The sequence below is a fragment of the Enterobacter sp. GD03975 genome, assembly GCF_029838645.1.
In the GTDB taxonomy this organism is placed as follows: Bacteria; Pseudomonadota; Gammaproteobacteria; order Enterobacterales; family Enterobacteriaceae; genus Enterobacter; species Enterobacter quasihormaechei.
In genome coordinates this window covers 394,834-410,592 of sequence record NZ_JAOBZC010000001.1, presented here as the reverse complement: position 1 = coordinate 410,592, position 15,759 = coordinate 394,834, and the positions used below count along the sequence as shown (strand labels likewise).

At 51.6% G+C, this 15,759-nt stretch carries 13 protein-coding genes; 9 read left to right on the top strand and 4 right to left on the bottom strand.

Annotated features, from left to right (window positions below):
• Nucleotides 1–66 precede the first annotated feature (66 nt).
• A complete protein-coding gene (galU, locus tag N5C09_RS01885; RefSeq protein WP_063452245.1) occupies nucleotides 67–972 on the top strand; it encodes a UTP--glucose-1-phosphate uridylyltransferase GalU in 906 nt (301 codons plus the stop codon).
• A 203-nt stretch (nucleotides 973–1,175) separates the two neighbouring features.
• On the opposite strand, the gene hns is transcribed toward galU, so the two are convergent.
• Entirely contained in the window at nucleotides 1,176–1,589 is a 414-nt protein-coding gene (gene hns, locus N5C09_RS01880; RefSeq protein ID WP_003856724.1) for a histone-like nucleoid-structuring protein H-NS, read from the bottom strand.
• 550 nt (nucleotides 1,590–2,139) lie between these two features.
• On the opposite strand from hns, the gene tdk reads away from it, so the two are divergent.
• On the top strand, nucleotides 2,140–2,754 hold the full coding sequence (tdk, locus tag N5C09_RS01875) for a thymidine kinase (RefSeq protein ID WP_063452325.1): 615 nt from the start codon (nucleotides 2,140–2,142) through the stop codon (nucleotides 2,752–2,754).
• A gap of 70 nt (nucleotides 2,755–2,824) precedes the next feature.
• On the opposite strand, the gene adhE is transcribed toward tdk, so the two are convergent.
• A complete protein-coding gene (adhE, locus tag N5C09_RS01870) occupies nucleotides 2,825–5,506 on the bottom strand; it encodes a bifunctional acetaldehyde-CoA/alcohol dehydrogenase (protein WP_279748337.1) in 2,682 nt (893 codons plus the stop codon).
• 480 nt (nucleotides 5,507–5,986) lie between these two features.
• On the opposite strand from adhE, the gene N5C09_RS01865 reads away from it, so the two are divergent.
• The 7 genes from N5C09_RS01865 to N5C09_RS01835 all read left to right on the top strand — a co-directional run bounded on the left by N5C09_RS01865 (nucleotide 5,987) and on the right by N5C09_RS01835 (nucleotide 13,867).
• Nucleotides 5,987–6,634 carry a YchE family NAAT transporter gene (locus N5C09_RS01865; RefSeq protein ID WP_063452247.1) on the top strand — a complete coding sequence of 216 codons (648 nt, stop codon included), beginning with the start codon at nucleotides 5,987–5,989 and terminating at the stop codon, nucleotides 6,632–6,634.
• A gap of 770 nt (nucleotides 6,635–7,404) precedes the next feature.
• Nucleotides 7,405–9,036, top strand: coding sequence for an oligopeptide ABC transporter substrate-binding protein OppA (gene oppA, locus N5C09_RS01860; RefSeq protein ID WP_279748336.1), 1,632 nt, complete (start codon nucleotides 7,405–7,407; stop codon nucleotides 9,034–9,036).
• Between the two features lie 82 nt (nucleotides 9,037–9,118).
• Nucleotides 9,119–10,039 (top strand): oligopeptide ABC transporter permease OppB, encoded by a 921-nt coding sequence (gene oppB / locus N5C09_RS01855; protein ID WP_063452249.1) that lies wholly within the window; start codon nucleotides 9,119–9,121, stop codon nucleotides 10,037–10,039.
• Nucleotides 10,040–10,051: 12 nt separating this feature from the next.
• A complete protein-coding gene (gene oppC / locus N5C09_RS01850; protein ID WP_003856740.1) occupies nucleotides 10,052–10,960 on the top strand; it encodes an oligopeptide ABC transporter permease OppC in 909 nt (302 codons plus the stop codon).
• An 11-nt stretch (nucleotides 10,961–10,971) separates the two neighbouring features.
• On the top strand, nucleotides 10,972–11,985 hold the full coding sequence (locus N5C09_RS01845; protein ID WP_063866542.1) for an ABC transporter ATP-binding protein: 1,014 nt from the start codon (nucleotides 10,972–10,974) through the stop codon (nucleotides 11,983–11,985).
• The gene (gene oppF / locus N5C09_RS01840; RefSeq protein ID WP_003856743.1) at nucleotides 11,982–12,986 is read left to right on the top strand and encodes a murein tripeptide/oligopeptide ABC transporter ATP-binding protein OppF; all 1,005 of its coding nucleotides are present in this window, start codon (nucleotides 11,982–11,984) and stop codon (nucleotides 12,984–12,986) included. Before N5C09_RS01845 ends, oppF begins: the two co-directional genes overlap by 4 nt.
• Nucleotides 12,987–13,000: 14 nt before the next feature.
• Nucleotides 13,001–13,867 (top strand): ion transporter, encoded by an 867-nt coding sequence (locus N5C09_RS01835; protein ID WP_279748335.1) that lies wholly within the window; start codon nucleotides 13,001–13,003, stop codon nucleotides 13,865–13,867.
• Between the two features lie 31 nt (nucleotides 13,868–13,898).
• On the opposite strand, the gene N5C09_RS01830 is transcribed toward N5C09_RS01835, so the two are convergent.
• Both N5C09_RS01830 and cls read right to left on the bottom strand, forming a co-directional pair.
• On the bottom strand, nucleotides 13,899–14,228 hold the full coding sequence (locus tag N5C09_RS01830) for an HI1450 family dsDNA-mimic protein (protein WP_006810881.1): 330 nt from the start codon (nucleotides 14,226–14,228) through the stop codon (nucleotides 13,899–13,901).
• A 33-nt stretch (nucleotides 14,229–14,261) separates the two neighbouring features.
• Entirely contained in the window at nucleotides 14,262–15,722 is a 1,461-nt protein-coding gene (gene cls / locus N5C09_RS01825) for a cardiolipin synthase (protein ID WP_063452252.1), read from the bottom strand.
• Between the last annotated feature and the right edge of the window lie 37 nt (nucleotides 15,723–15,759).

The following is a 15,759-nucleotide window of genomic DNA, read 5'->3' as shown; positions in this document are numbered from 1 at the left end:
ACTGTATACTCAACGCGTTATTCAATGCATAAAAGTTCAAAACTTGAACAGTTCAGGAGAATTTCAATGGCTGCCCTAAATTCGAAAGTCAGAAAGGCCGTTATCCCGGTGGCGGGATTGGGTACCAGGATGTTGCCAGCAACGAAGGCAATCCCAAAAGAGATGCTGCCTCTGGTTGATAAGCCATTAATCCAGTATGTCGTGAATGAATGTATTGCAGCAGGCATCACCGAAATTGTGCTGGTTACGCATTCATCTAAAAACTCTATCGAAAACCATTTTGATACCAGTTTCGAACTCGAAGCGATGCTGGAAAAACGCGTTAAGCGCCAGCTGCTGGAGGAAGTGCAGTCTATTTGCCCTCCGCACGTTACCATTATGCAGGTTCGTCAGGGCCTGGCGAAAGGTCTGGGGCACGCAGTACTGTGTGCACACCCGGTAGTGGGTGATGAGCCGGTCGCGGTTATTCTGCCGGACGTGATTCTTGATGAGTACGAGTCCGATCTTTCCCAGGAAAACCTGGCAGAGATGATTAAACGCTTTGATGAAACCGGCAGCAGCCAGATTATGGTTGAGCCAGTTGACGACGTAACCGCTTACGGTGTGGTTGACTGCAAAGGCGTTGCTCTGAAGCCTGGCGAAAGCGTACCGATGGTTGGCGTTGTTGAAAAACCTAAAGCTGACGTCGCGCCGTCTAACCTTGCTGTCGTGGGTCGTTACGTGCTGAGTGCTGAAATCTGGGCGCTGCTGGCGAAAACGCCTCCAGGTGCGGGTGATGAGATCCAGCTGACGGATGCTATCGATATGCTGATCGAGAAAGAGACCGTAGAAGCCTACCATATGAAAGGTAAGAGCCATGACTGCGGGAATAAACTCGGTTATATGCAGGCCTTCGTAGAATATGGTATTCGCCATAACAGCCTGGGTGAAGAATTTAAAGCCTGGCTCAAAGGCAGCATGGGTATTAAGTAATAAACCCACAGGCTGCTGAACAAGACCGGTGTGGCGATGCCCACCGGTTTTTTTATGCCTGTCACCTGGTAATTGTCGGCGGATTGTCAAGGACGTTAAATAGTGAATCTCGCAATATGACAGAATGTAAGGAGATGTTCGGGCGAATATTACGGGCATAAAAAAATCCCGCACCTGGCGGGATTTTTCAGAATCTTTCCAGATTAATCCTTGATCAGGAAGTCATCCAGTTGTTTACCTTGTTCGTCCATTGCTTTCTTGATTACAGCAGGAGTACGACCCTGGCCAGTCCAGGTTTTCTCTTCGCCGTTCTCATCGATGTAGCTATATTTAGCTGGACGTGCCGCACGTTTTGCTTTGGTGCCGGTTTTAGCCGCAGCCATGCTGTTCAGCAATTCGTTTGGATCGATACCATCGGCAATCAGCATTTCGCGGTACTGTTGCAGTTTACGTGTACGTTCTTCGATTTCAGCCGCAGCTGCGCTTTCTTCTTCACGACGTTCGTTAACGACAACTTCTAATTTTTCGAGCATTTCTTCAAGCGTCTCAAGGGTACATTCTCTTGCCTGCGCACGAAGAGTACGGATGTTGTTCAGAATTTTAAGTGCTTCGCTCATTGTAGTAATCTCAAACTTATAATGGGGGTGGGTTTGTTGTCCTAATAATAGAGCGTTAATTTCACTTGTGCAATAGGTGGGAATGTAAGGAATTCAAAAAATACAAAATAAACGACGCTATTATTAATTACGCTAACTTAAATTTCATTGTTTGCTCGGTCTGTGAGATATCGTTTCAAACGGCAAAAGCTTGTCATTTGCATGTTTGTTTTGTGACTTTTACCTCAGGAATTATAGTTGCGGTTGATAAATATCAGCCTTTTGTATTACCCCCGCTAAGCGTAGCGAGGGCCGGAATAGTTAATAAATAGTGAATTTTAATGAACGGAGAAGCCACTATAAAAAGAAGTGTTATCTCTGGACTGGTGCTCACCTTATTGTCCGTGCTTAATGCCTTTACTACCTGTTTTAACGCATTATTTTGCGCTATCCACAAAGGGTTTATTGGCGCGGAAGAGCCTTGCGCGTGCAGCCCACGGCTGATGACGGTACAAAATATGGTACAATGATTCATCGGGAATATTACACATTGATTAGGGTTCTTTGGCCAATGGCACAACTTTATTTCTACTATTCGGCAATGAATGCAGGGAAATCGACGGCGTTACTGCAATCCTCATACAATTATCAGGAGCGGGGGATGCGTACCGTTGTTTATACCGCCGAAATCGACGATCGCTTCGGGGCGGGGAAGGTAAGCTCAAGAATAGGCCTCTCGTCGCCTGCAAGGCTGTTTAACCCTGAAACGGACCTGCTGGAGGACATTCGTGCTGAGCACGCCTCTAAGCCTGTCCATTGCGTCCTGGTAGACGAAAGCCAGTTCCTGACCCGTGAGCAGGTCCATGCGCTTTCTGAGGTCGTGGATGAGCTGGATATTCCCGTTCTTTGCTATGGTTTACGCACCGATTTTCGCGGTGAGCTATTTGCCGGCAGCCAATATTTACTTGCCTGGTCGGATAAACTGGTGGAGCTAAAAACGATCTGCTTTTGTGGCCGTAAGGCGAGCATGGTTCTTCGCCTTGACCAGTCCGGTAAACCTTATGCTGATGGCGAGCAGGTGGTGATAGGGGGCAATGAACGCTATGTCTCGGTCTGCCGCAAGCATTATAAAGAGGCGCTGGTTGTAGGCTCGCTGACGGCGTTACAGGGCGACAGTCGAAAGTAACAGGAATTTTTACTCTTTTTCAGATATAAAAAAAACCCGCCATCGGCGGGTTTTTTTGTCACACTGTCAATTAAGCGTTTTTCTTCGCTTTCTTGTCAGCCTTTACCACTGCGGGGATGTCAGCTTTCACAGCAGCGACATCGCTTTCAGTGAAGTTACGACCGTAATAAGTATCCAGCAGGATCTGTTTCAGTTCGGAAATCAGTGGGTAGCGTGGGTTAGCACCGGTACACTGGTCATCGAATGCATCTTCAGACAGCTTATCTACGTGAGCGAGGAAGTCAGCTTCCTGAACGCCCGCTTCGCGGATAGATTTAGGAATACCCAGTTCAGCCTTCAGGCTTTCCAGCCATGCCAGCAGTTTCTCGATCTTCCCGGCAGTACGGTCGCCCGGTGCGCTCAGACCCAGGTGGTCTGCGATTTCAGCGTAGCGACGACGAGCCTGAGGGCGGTCGTACTGGCTGAATGCAGTCTGCTTGGTTGGGTTGTCGTTGGCGTTATAGCGGATAACGTTGCTGATCAACAGGGCGTTCGCCAGACCGTGAGGAATGTGGAACTGTGAACCCAGCTTGTGCGCCATGGAGTGACACACGCCCAGGAAGGCGTTAGCAAACGCGATGCCCGCGATGGTTGCAGCACTGTGTACACGTTCACGCGCAACAGGGTTTTTTGAACCTTCGTTGTAAGAGGCTGGCAGGTTTTCTTTCAGCAGTTTCAGCGCCTGCAAGGCCTGACCGTCAGAGAACTCGGAAGCCAGTACGGAAACATAAGCTTCCAGAGCGTGAGTCACCGCATCCAGACCACCGAACGCACACAGTGATTTCGGCATATCCATCACCAGGTTGGCGTCAACGATAGCCATATCTGGCGTCAGCGCGTAGTCGGCCAGCGGGTATTTCTGACCCGTTGCGTCATCCGTCACAACCGCAAATGGCGTGACTTCAGAACCGGTACCGGAAGTGGTGGTGACGGCGATCATTTTCGCTTTCACGCCCATTTTCGGGAACTTGTAGATACGTTTACGGATATCCATAAAGCGCAGCGCCAGTTCTTCGAAGTGAGTTTCCGGATGCTCGTACATGACCCACATGATTTTCGCGGCGTCCATTGGGGAACCGCCACCCAGTGCGATGATCACATCGGGTTTGAAGGAGTTGGCCAGTTCAGCACCTTTACGGACAACGCTCAGGGTTGGGTCAGCTTCAACTTCAAAGAAGACTTCAGTTTCGACGCCAGACGCTTTCAGAACAGAGGTGATCTGGTCTGCATAGCCATTGTTGAACAGGAAACGGTCAGTCACGATGAGCGCACGCTTGTGGCCATCAGTAATCACTTCATCCAGCGCGATTGGCAGTGAGCCACGACGGAAGTAGATAGATTTCGGAAGTTTGTGCCACAACATGTTTTCAGCTCGCTTAGCAACGGTTTTCTTGTTGATCAGGTGTTTTGGACCAACGTTTTCAGAGATGGAGTTACCACCCCATGAACCACAACCCAGAGTCAGGGAAGGTGCGAGTTTGAAGTTGTACAGGTCACCGATACCACCCTGAGAAGCTGGGGTGTTAATCAGGATACGTGCCGTTTTCATCTTCTGACCGAAGTGTGCAACACGCTCAGGCTGGTTATCCTGGTCGGTGTACAGGCAAGAGGTGTGACCGATACCGCCCATGGCAACCAGTTTCTCTGCTTTTTCTACCGCGTCATCGAAATCTTTCGCACGGTACATAGCCAGCGTCGGAGACAGTTTTTCGTGAGCAAACGGCTCGCTTTCATCAACGACGTTAACTTCACCAATCAGGATCTTGGTGGAAGCAGGAACGCTAAAGCCGGCGAGTTCGGCAATTTTATAGGCTGGCTGACCCACGATAGCGGCGTTCAGCGCGCCATTTTTCAGAATCACGTCCTGAACGGCTTTCAGCTCTTTACCCTGCAACAGGTAGCCGCCGTGGCTGGCGAAACGTTCACGAACGGCGTCATATACTGAGTCAACGACGACAACGGACTGTTCAGATGCACAGATAACGCCGTTATCGAAGGTTTTAGACATCAGCACAGACGCGACGGCGCGTTTGATGTCAGCGGTTTCGTCAATAACAACCGGGGTGTTACCCGCGCCTACGCCGATAGCTGGTTTACCGGAGCTGTAAGCGGCTTTAACCATGCCAGGACCACCGGTCGCCAGGATCAGGTTAATGTCCGGATGATGCATCAGGGCGTTGGACAGCTCGACAGAAGGTTGGTCGATCCAGCCGATCAGATCTTTTGGTGCGCCCGCCGCGATAGCCGCCTGGAGCACGATGTCTGCTGCTTTGTTAGTGGCGTCTTTCGCACGTGGATGCGGGGAGAAAATGATTGCGTTACGTGTCTTCAGGCTGATAAGAGATTTGAAGATGGCGGTAGAGGTTGGGTTAGTGGTTGGAACGATACCGCAAATGATGCCGATCGGTTCTGCTATGGTGATGGTGCCGAAAGTATCGTCTTCTGACAGCACGCCGCAGGTTTTCTCATCTTTATAGGCGTTGTAGATATACTCTGAAGCAAAGTGGTTTTTAATCACTTTATCTTCAACGATACCCATGCCGGATTCGGCAACGGCCATTTTAGCGAGAGGGATTCGAGCATCAGCAGCAGCCAGAGCGGCCGCGCGGAAGATTTTATCAACCTGTTCTTGGGTGAAATTGGCATATTCACGCTGGGCTTTTTTAACGCGCTCGACGAGGGCGTTCAGTTCAGCGATATTGGTAACAGCCATAATGCTCTCCTGATAATGTTTAAACTCTTTTAGTAAACCAGCGCTCGATACGTCTGACAGTATAGTCAGTGCCGATCCCACTTGCGTAACACACAGTAAAACAAAGGATTACGCACTGCTTATGCTCACTAATTTACTAAAAGAGCCTTACCTTAGCATCATACCTTTTTGATAGGTGATCTCCCTGGCGGCGTAACCAAGATTACTCACTTCTGAGTACGAAAATTATGATCAGGATCAATTTTGTCCTAAGCTGATACCTTTCAGCAGGGTTATTTCGTGCTAATTTTTCCAGTGTTAAATAATTAAGTAACTATTGGAAGTGGCGCTATCATTGATTATACAAACGTTTAACATCATGAATTGATAACGTTTTAGAACACATTTCTGGTGAAGTGTGCGGCTAAAAAGCGTATCTTCAGCGCGGATTTATCATGACACGCTGTTTCTCCCTGGCCATGCTCAATTGCGGAGCTTAATGTGATTCAAACGCTCTTTGATTTCCCTACATATTTTAAGTTTTTTATCGGTTTGTTTGCGCTGGTCAACCCGGTAGGGATCATCCCTGTCTTCATTAGTATGACCAGCTATCAAACGGCCGCTGCAAGAAACAAAACCAACCTGACGGCAAACCTGTCGGTGGCTATCATCTTGCTGACCTCTCTTTATCTGGGGGACGCCATCCTTCAGGTCTTCGGCATCTCGATTGATTCGTTCCGAATAGCGGGTGGGATCCTTGTGGTGACGATTGCCATGTCGATGATCAGCGGCAAGCTGGGGGAGGATAAACAGAACAAGCAGGAGAAATCAGAGACCGCAATCCGCGAAAGCATCGGCGTTGTGCCGTTGGCATTGCCGCTGATGGCAGGCCCGGGGGCAATCAGTTCAACCATCGTCTGGGGAACGCGCTATCACAGCCTGATGCATCTGATCGGCTTTTCTGTCGCCATTGCGCTGTTCGCGCTGTGCTGTTGGGGCGTTTTTCGCATGGCGCCATGGCTGGTTCGCTTGCTGGGACAAACGGGCATCAACGTGATCACCCGTATCATGGGCCTGCTGTTAATGGCATTGGGCATCGAATTTATCGTTACCGGTATAAAAAGCATATTCCCAGGATTATTACATTGACTTTCATTTGAAAGAGCGGAGCCGACGGCTCCGTTTTTTTTACGTGATTATCAGCAAATCATATAAATAAAGTTGAATTACGGTCCAGCCATAATAAGTTCTACTAATAACGCTCTCTTGTTGTTTTTCAAGAGGTTGTTTATTTTCAGCTTCCCCCTCTGCGCATAAATCCTTCGAACCCTCTGTTATTTTACTCACATGATACTCTGGGGCTTGCTGACAGATAACCGAAATGATATTAGTAATTTTGAGGCTGACCCAGACGAATGTGCTAAATAATAACCAATTGTTAAATTTTCGTGAAAAATCGTTCAGATTGGTCATGGTAATACGCTCTCAGCGAGGCAATCTTGTAACCGTTTGATTTCAAGTATTTTTACTTTGTATTGGTGGGGTTGAAGATTTATGGCTCAGATGAGCCATCCACCGTAAAAGAGAAATGCTTAACAAATTTGCAAAATGTATTGGCGAGAGTTGGCACCATTTGGTACTTTCCGGCCTTATATTTCGCAGCATTAATCAAGTTGATGAGAACTATTTTCATATAGACCTCACGAAAGATATCCAATGCATCTCTCTGACAGGGGAGAGGTGTAAAGAATCGACGCAAGATCGCCGTACGAGCGGTCAGTAATAATGAAGTCGGTGATAGCAAGAAGTAAAAAAAGAACCTGACAGTAGCAAAAAAAACTCCTGCGCTGTACAGGCCCCGACAGGGGATTACACAACTGGCGAAGGCCAGTCATTATAATGAGTGGAGTATCAACACAATGTCCATCATCACAAAAAAAAGTCTGGTAGCGGCGGGGATTTTAACTGCGCTAATCGCGGGCAACGCTGCAATGGCTGCGGACGTTCCTGCCGGTGTTCAGCTGGCTGAGAAGCAAACGCTGGTGCGTAATAACGGTGCGGAAGTGCAGTCTCTCGATCCGCACAAAATTGAAGGTGTTCCAGAGTCTAACGTTAACCGCGATCTGTTTGAAGGTCTGTTGGTGACGGACGTAGACGGCCACCCGGCACCGGGCGTGGCGGAAAAATGGGACAATAAAGATTTTAAAGTCTGGACCTTCCATCTGCGTAAAGATGCCAAATGGTCCGACGGTACGCCGGTTACCGCCGAAGATTTCGTTTACAGCTGGCAGCGTCTGGCGGATCCGAATACCGCCTCCCCGTATGCGAGTTACCTTCAGTACGGTCATATTGCCAATATTGATGACATCATCACGGGCAAAAAGCCTGTTACCGATCTGGGCGTAAAAGCCATTGATGCCAACACCTTTGAAGTGACGTTGAGCGAGCCTGTTCCGTACTTCTATAAGCTGCTGGTTCACCCGTCTGTTTCCCCGGTACCAAAATCCGCTGTAGAAAAATTTGGTGAAAAATGGACGCAGCCTGCGAATATCGTGACCAACGGTGCGTACAAGCTGAAAAGCTGGGTCGTTAACGAACGTATGGTACTGGAGCGCAACCCGCAGTATTGGGATAACGCGAAGACCGTCATCAATCAGGTCACCTACCTGCCAATTGCTTCAGAAGTGACGGACGTCAACCGCTACCGCAGCGGTGAAATCGACATGACCTATAACAACATGCCGATTGAACTGTTCCAGAAGTTGAAAAAAGAGATCCCGAAAGAAGTGCACGTCGATCCTTATCTGTGCACCTACTACTACGAAATTAACAACCAGAAAGCACCGTTCACCGACGTGCGCGTGCGTACCGCGCTGAAGCTGGCTCTGGATCGCGATATTATCGTTAATAAAGTGAAGAATCAGGGCGACCTGCCAGCTTACAGCTACACCCCGCCTTATACCGACGGTATGAAACTGGTTGAGCCTGAGTGGTTCAAATGGTCCCAGGAAAAACGTAACGAAGAAGCGAAAAAACTGCTGGCTGAAGCTGGGTACACCGCTGATAAGCCGCTGACGTTTAACCTGCTGTACAACACCTCGGATCTGCATAAGAAACTGGCTATCGCCGTGGCGTCAATCTGGAAGAAAAACCTGGGCGTGAACGTGAAGCTGGAAAACCAGGAATGGAAAACCTTCCTCGATACGCGCCACCAGGGAACGTTTGACGTGGCGCGCGCCGGCTGGTGTGCGGACTATAACGAACCGACCTCCTTCCTGAACACCATGCTCAGCGACAGCTCAAACAACACGGCACACTATAAGAGCCCGGCGTTTGATAAGCTGATTGGCGACACCCTGAAAGTGGCAGATGACGCCCAGCGCGCCGATCTGTACGCGAAATCAGAACAACAGCTCGATAAAGACTCTGCGATCGTGCCGGTTTACTACTACGTCAACGCCCGCCTGGTGAAACCGTGGGTAGGGGGTTATACCGGTAAAGACCCGTTGGATAATATTTCCGTTAAGAATCTTTATATTATCAAGCATTAATGGCAATACGTGGGGCGAGCGAGCTTGCCCCACTGTGTCTACTTTGTAACATTCATCAGGCACACGCCAGAAGGTACGGGCAATGTTGAAATTTATCCTGCGTCGCTGTCTTGAAGCGATTCCAACGTTATTTATTCTAATTACAATTTCCTTCTTCATGATGCGCCTTGCGCCGGGCAGTCCATTTACCGGTGAACGTACGCTGCCGCCAGAAGTCATGGCCAACATCGAAGCGAAATACCATTTAAACGATCCCATTACCACGCAGTACTTCAATTATCTGAAGCAACTTGCACACGGTGATTTTGGACCGTCATTCAAATATAAAGACTATTCCGTTAACGACCTGGTGGCTTCCAGCTTCCCGGTATCGGCTAAATTAGGGGCTGCTGCATTTATCCTGGCCGTTGTTCTCGGGGTCACTGCGGGCGTTATCGCCGCGCTAAAACAAAATACCCGATGGGATTATACCGTCATGGGGGTCGCAATGACCGGGGTGGTTATTCCCAGCTTCGTTGTCGCGCCGTTGCTGGTCATGATATTCGCCATCACCCTGAAATGGCTGCCCGGTGGCGGCTGGAACGGCGGAGCCCTGAAGTTCATGATACTGCCGATGGTGGCATTATCTCTGGCGTACATTGCCAGCATCGCCCGTATTACCCGCGGTTCAATGATTGAAGTTCTGCACTCGAACTTCATCCGTACCGCCCGTGCGAAAGGGCTGCCGATGCGCCGGATTATTTTCCGTCATGCACTCAAGCCTGCACTGTTACCGGTGCTCTCCTACATGGGGCCTGCTTTCGTCGGCATTATCACCGGTTCAATGGTAATTGAAACCATTTATGGCCTGCCGGGCATCGGACAGCTGTTTGTTAACGGGGCGCTTAACCGTGACTACTCGCTGGTGCTGAGCCTTACGATCCTCGTGGGCGCGCTGACCATTCTGTTTAATGCCGTTGTCGATGTGCTGTATGCCGTTATCGACCCGAAAATCCGTTACTAACTGGAGCACGCCATGATGTTGAGTAAGAAAAACAGCGAGGCGCTGGAAAACTTCAGTGAAAAGCTGGAGGTTGAAGGTCGTAGCCTTTGGCAGGACGCCCGCCGTCGTTTTATGCATAACCGCGCCGCCGTTGCCAGCCTGGTCGTGCTGGTGCTTATTGCGCTGTTCGTCACCCTGGCGCCAATGCTGTCGCAGTTCACCTATTTCGATACGGACTGGGGCATGATGTCCAGCGCGCCGGATATGGAATCCGGGCACTATTTTGGTACCGATTCATCTGGCCGTGACCTGCTGGTGCGCGTGGCGATCGGTGGCCGCATTTCCCTGATGGTCGGCATCGCGGCGGCGCTGGTGGCGGTAATCGTCGGCACGCTTTACGGTTCGCTTTCCGGTTACCTTGGCGGGAAAGTGGACTCCGTAATGATGCGTCTGCTTGAAATCCTGAACTCCTTCCCGTTCATGTTCTTCGTTATTTTGCTGGTGACCTTCTTTGGTCAAAATATCCTGCTGATCTTCGTGGCCATCGGGATGGTCTCCTGGCTGGACATGGCGCGTATTGTGCGCGGCCAGACGCTGAGCCTTAAACGTAAGGAGTTTATCGAAGCTGCACAGGTTGGTGGGGTTTCTACCGCCAATATCGTGGTGCGTCATATCGTTCCTAACGTGCTGGGCGTGGTCGTGGTGTACGCCTCCCTGCTGGTGCCAAGTATGATCCTGTTTGAATCCTTCCTGAGCTTCCTGGGATTAGGTACGCAAGAGCCGCTGAGCAGCTGGGGCGCGCTGTTAAGCGATGGCGCAAACTCCATGGAAGTATCACCGTGGCTACTGCTGTATCCGGCGGGCTTCCTGGTGGTCACTCTGTTCTGTTTCAACTTTATCGGCGATGGCCTGCGTGATGCCCTCGACCCGAAAGACCGTTAAGGAGCGCCGTCATGACCATTATTGAAACGGCAACCGCGCCACAGGCGCAACAGCGGTCCAGTGCACTGCTGGACGTAAAAGACCTCCGTGTGACGTTTAAAACCCCCGACGGTGATGTGACTGCCGTTAACGATCTCAACTTCGACCTGCGTGCCGGTGAAACGCTGGGCATTGTGGGCGAATCCGGGTCCGGTAAATCCCAGACCGCATTTGCGCTGATGGGCCTGCTGGCGTCAAACGGTGCGATCGGCGGTTCGGCGAAATTCAACGGGAGAGAGATCCTGAATTTGCCGGAGCATGAGCTGAACAAGCTGCGCGCCGAGCAAATCTCAATGATTTTCCAGGATCCGATGACCTCGTTGAACCCCTATATGCGTGTGGGCGAGCAGCTGATGGAAGTGCTGATGCTCCACAAGGGCCTGGGCAAAGCCGAAGCGTTTGAAGAGTCTGTCAAAATGCTGGATGCGGTGAAAATGCCTGAAGCACGCAAGCGCATGCGCATGTACCCGCACGAGTTCTCCGGCGGGATGCGTCAGCGCGTCATGATCGCGATGGCGTTGCTCTGTCGGCCAAAACTGCTGATCGCCGATGAACCGACCACCGCCCTGGACGTGACCGTTCAGGCGCAGATCATGACGCTGCTGAACGAGCTTAAGCGTGAGTTCAACACCGCGATAATCATGATCACCCACGATTTGGGCGTCGTTGCCGGGATCTGCGACAAAGTATTAGTCATGTATGCAGGCCGCACGATGGAATACGGTAATGCACGCGATGTCTTCTACCAGCCCGCCCATCCGTACTCTATTGGCCTGCTGAATGCCGTACCGCGCCTTGATGCGGAAGGGGAGTCGCTGCTGACCATCCCGGGTAACCCGCCAAACCTGCTGCGTCTGCCGAAAGGCTGTCCGTTCCAGCCGCGTTGTCCGCACGCGATGGAAATTTGTAACAGCGCACCGCCGCTGGAAGCGTTTGCCCCAGGCCGTCTGCGCGCCTGCTTTAAGCCGCAGGAGGAGCTGGTATGAACGCAATCGACGAAAAAAGAAATGTGCTGCTCGAAATCGCTGACCTGAAGGTCCATTTCGATATCAAAGACGGCAAACAGTGGTTCTGGCAGCCTGCCAAAACCCTGAAAGCGGTGGATGGCGTTACGCTGCGCCTGTACGAAGGGGAAACCCTGGGCGTGGTGGGCGAATCCGGCTGCGGCAAATCGACGTTTGCGCGTGCGATCATCGGCCTGGTGAAAGCCACCGACGGCAAAGTGGCCTGGCTGGGTAAAGATCTGCTGGGGATGAAGCCGGATGAGTGGCGCGACGTGCGCAGCGATATCCAGATGATTTTCCAGGATCCGCTGGCGTCCCTGAACCCGCGTATGACCATCGGTGAAATCATTGCCGAGCCGCTGCGTACCTATCATCCGAAGATGCCGCGTCAGGAAGTGCGCGACCGCGTGAAAGCGATGATGCTCAAGGTGGGTCTGTTGCCTAACCTCATCAACCGCTATCCACACGAGTTTTCCGGCGGTCAGTGTCAGCGTATCGGCATCGCACGTGCGTTGATCCTTGAGCCGAAACTGATTATCTGTGATGAGCCGGTTTCGGCGCTGGACGTTTCCATTCAGGCTCAGGTTGTTAACCTGCTCCAGAAACTGCAACGGGAAATGGGGCTATCGCTGATCTTCATCGCCCACGATCTGGCGGTGGTAAAACACATTTCAGACCGTGTGCTGGTAATGTATTTGGGGCACGCCGTGGAGCTGGGCACCTATGATGAGGTGTACCACAATCCGCTGCATCCTTACACCAAAGCGCTGATGTCTGCGGTTCCCGTTCCGGATCCCGATCTGGAAAAGAATAAAACCATCCAGCTTCTGGAAGGTGAACTGCCTTCGCCGATTAATCCGCCTTCAGGCTGCGTATTCCGTACGCGGTGCCCCATCGCCGGGCCGGAATGTGCAAAAACGCGTCCGGTTCTGGAAGGCAGTTTCCGACATGCGGTTTCCTGCCTGAAAGTAGACCCGTTATAATCGCAAGGGCTGACATGATGTCAGCCCTTATTTTCGAGGTTAATGTGTCGCGATTACTCACGTCGGCCCGTCAGCGGCTGTATCATTTCTTATTTGATCCTCAAACGGTTTCCGGTCGCCGCTTCGAAGGACTGTGCGGTTTATTTGCGCTGATTAGCGTCATTATTATCTTTATCGAATCCGGCGCCGGCACGCAGTACCACATGACGTATGAGGAGTGGCACGTATTTGTCTGGCTGGAATTAATCGTCACGCTGGTGTTTACCGCAGAATATGTGCTCAGGGTCATTAGCTGGCCAAATCCGGCAAAATATGTTTTTAGCTTTTGGGGTTTTATTGATTTAGCCACCATTCTGCCGCTGTACGTTATGTGGCTGTGGCCGGAAATAAGCCTGAACTATGTGTTTGCCTGGCGCGCAATGCGGGCGATTCGCGTGTTGCGCATTCTGAAGCTGCTGCGCTTTATGCCGTCGCTGCGGGTGTTTTGGGTCGCGATTGTTAGCGCCCGCCACCAGCTTATTCTCTTCTATTCGTTTATTGCCATCGTGATGATCGTGTTTGGCTCTCTGATGTATTTAATTGAAGGGCCGAAGTACGGGTTTACCACGCTTAATGCTTCCGTTTACTGGGCCATCGTCACGGTGACGACCGTGGGCTACGGGGATATTACGCCGCATACGCCGCTCGGAAGAATCGTGGCATCCGTTCTGATCCTGATCGGCTATTCGGTGATAGCGATCCCGACGGGGCTAATTACCACCCACATGAGCAGCGCGTTTCAGGGCAGCAAACGGCAGCGTAAATGCACGAGGTGTCAGCAGGGGAATCATGAACCCGGCGCGCGGTTTTGTCACCACTGTGGAAATGCCTTACCGGATTGATTAAAAAAGGCTGCGATGGCAGCCTTTTTTATTATTCGCGCCAGAGAATATGGCACAGCTTGTGGTCTTTTTCGCGGCACAGCAGCACGCGCGCAAAGATGTCGTTAATTTCGCCGCCGTCTTCGTCCGCCAGCCCAATCACCACTTCGGCAAAGAAATCCGGGTTGAGGTCAAAATCGACGTGTTCGGCCCAGTCTTCAGACGGATCGAACAGCTCGGCGCCGCCACGCTCTTCAAATTGCAGGTTGAAAAGAATAACGTCAGCCGGGTCGAGATTATCGACCGCCAGTTCGAGAAAAATATCGTAGGCCTGCTCGAGCGTTTCGTCTTCGGTCAGGCGATTGTTCAGATCCATTTCCATGATGACTACCTGTTAAACATCGTTGGGCACGTTTTACAGCAACGGACTAAAGAAGTAAAACAGTCGTTCGGCAATTCGCTGCCACAGCGGACGTTTCGCCCACAGCCTGGCGTCCAGCAGGCGTGAGCGGGAGATATAATCGTCCTGAACCGCCGCCAGATCGCCGCCAAACCCGGCGTCATCAATGACCAGCGTAATTTCAAAATTCAGCCACAGGCTCCGCATATCGAGGTTGACGGTGCCCACCAGGCTCAGCTCTCCGTCTACCAGCACGCTCTTGGTGTGCAGCAGCCCGCCCTCGAACTGATAGATTTTCACGCCCGCGGCCAGCAGCTCGCTGAAGAACGCACGGCTTGCCCACCCGACCAGCAGCGAATCGTTCTTGCGCGGCATAATAATGCTCACATCCACTCCGCGCTGCGCCGCCGTACAGATGGCATGCAGAAGGTCGTCGCTGGGAACGAAATAGGGCGTGGTCATGATCAGATATTCACGCGCTGAGTACGCGGCGGTAAGCAGTGCCTGGTGGATCAGATCTTCCGGGAAGCCAGGACCGGAGGCGATGGTATGGATAGTGTGCCCGCTGGCTTCCTCAAACGGCATGATATTGCCATCCGGCGGCGGGGGAAGAATGCGTTTGCCGGTTTCGATTTCCCAGTCGCAGGAGTAGACGATGCCCATAGACGTTGCCACCGGGCCTTCCATGCGAGCCATCAAATCAATCCATTGCCCCACGCCGGAATCCTGTTTGAAGAAGCGGGGGTCAACCATATTCATGCTGCCGGTGTAGGCGATATAGTTATCGATCAGAACCATTTTTCGGTGCTGGCGGAGATCCATGCGCCGCAGAAATACGCGGAAAAGATTCACCTTCAGCGCCTCGACCACCTCGATACCGGCATTGCGCATCATGCCGGCCCACGGACTGCGGAAAAAGGCCACGCTGCCGGCGGAGTCCAGCATCAGGCGGCAATGGATACCGCGACGTGCAGCCGCCATCAGCGATTCGGCTACCTGGTCCGCCATGCCGCCCGGCTGCCAGATGTAAAACACAATCTCGATATTATGCCGGGCAAGTTGAATGTCCCGGATCAGCGCCTGCATCACATCGTCGGAAGAGGTCATCAACTGGAGCTGGTTGCCTTTTACGCCGGCGATCCCCTGGCGGCGTTCGCACAGCTTGAACAGGGACGACGCCACGCTGCTGTTCTCTTCGGCGAAGATATGCTTGCAGGCTTTGAGATCGGCAAGCCATTTTGCCGTGGAGGGCCACATGGCGCGGGCGCGTTCGGCCCGGCGTTTACCCAGATGAAGTTCACCAAAAGAGAGATAGGCGATTATGCCCACCAGCGGGAGAATGTAGATAATCAGAAGCCAGGCCATGGCGGAAGGGACCGCTCTGCGCTTCATCAGAATGCGCAACGTCACCCCGGCAATTAACAGCCAGTATCCTAAAATGACCAGCCAACTCACCACGGTGTAGAAGGTTGTCATAAATAAAAAATCCTTTTGAAAGCGTATTGTTATGAGT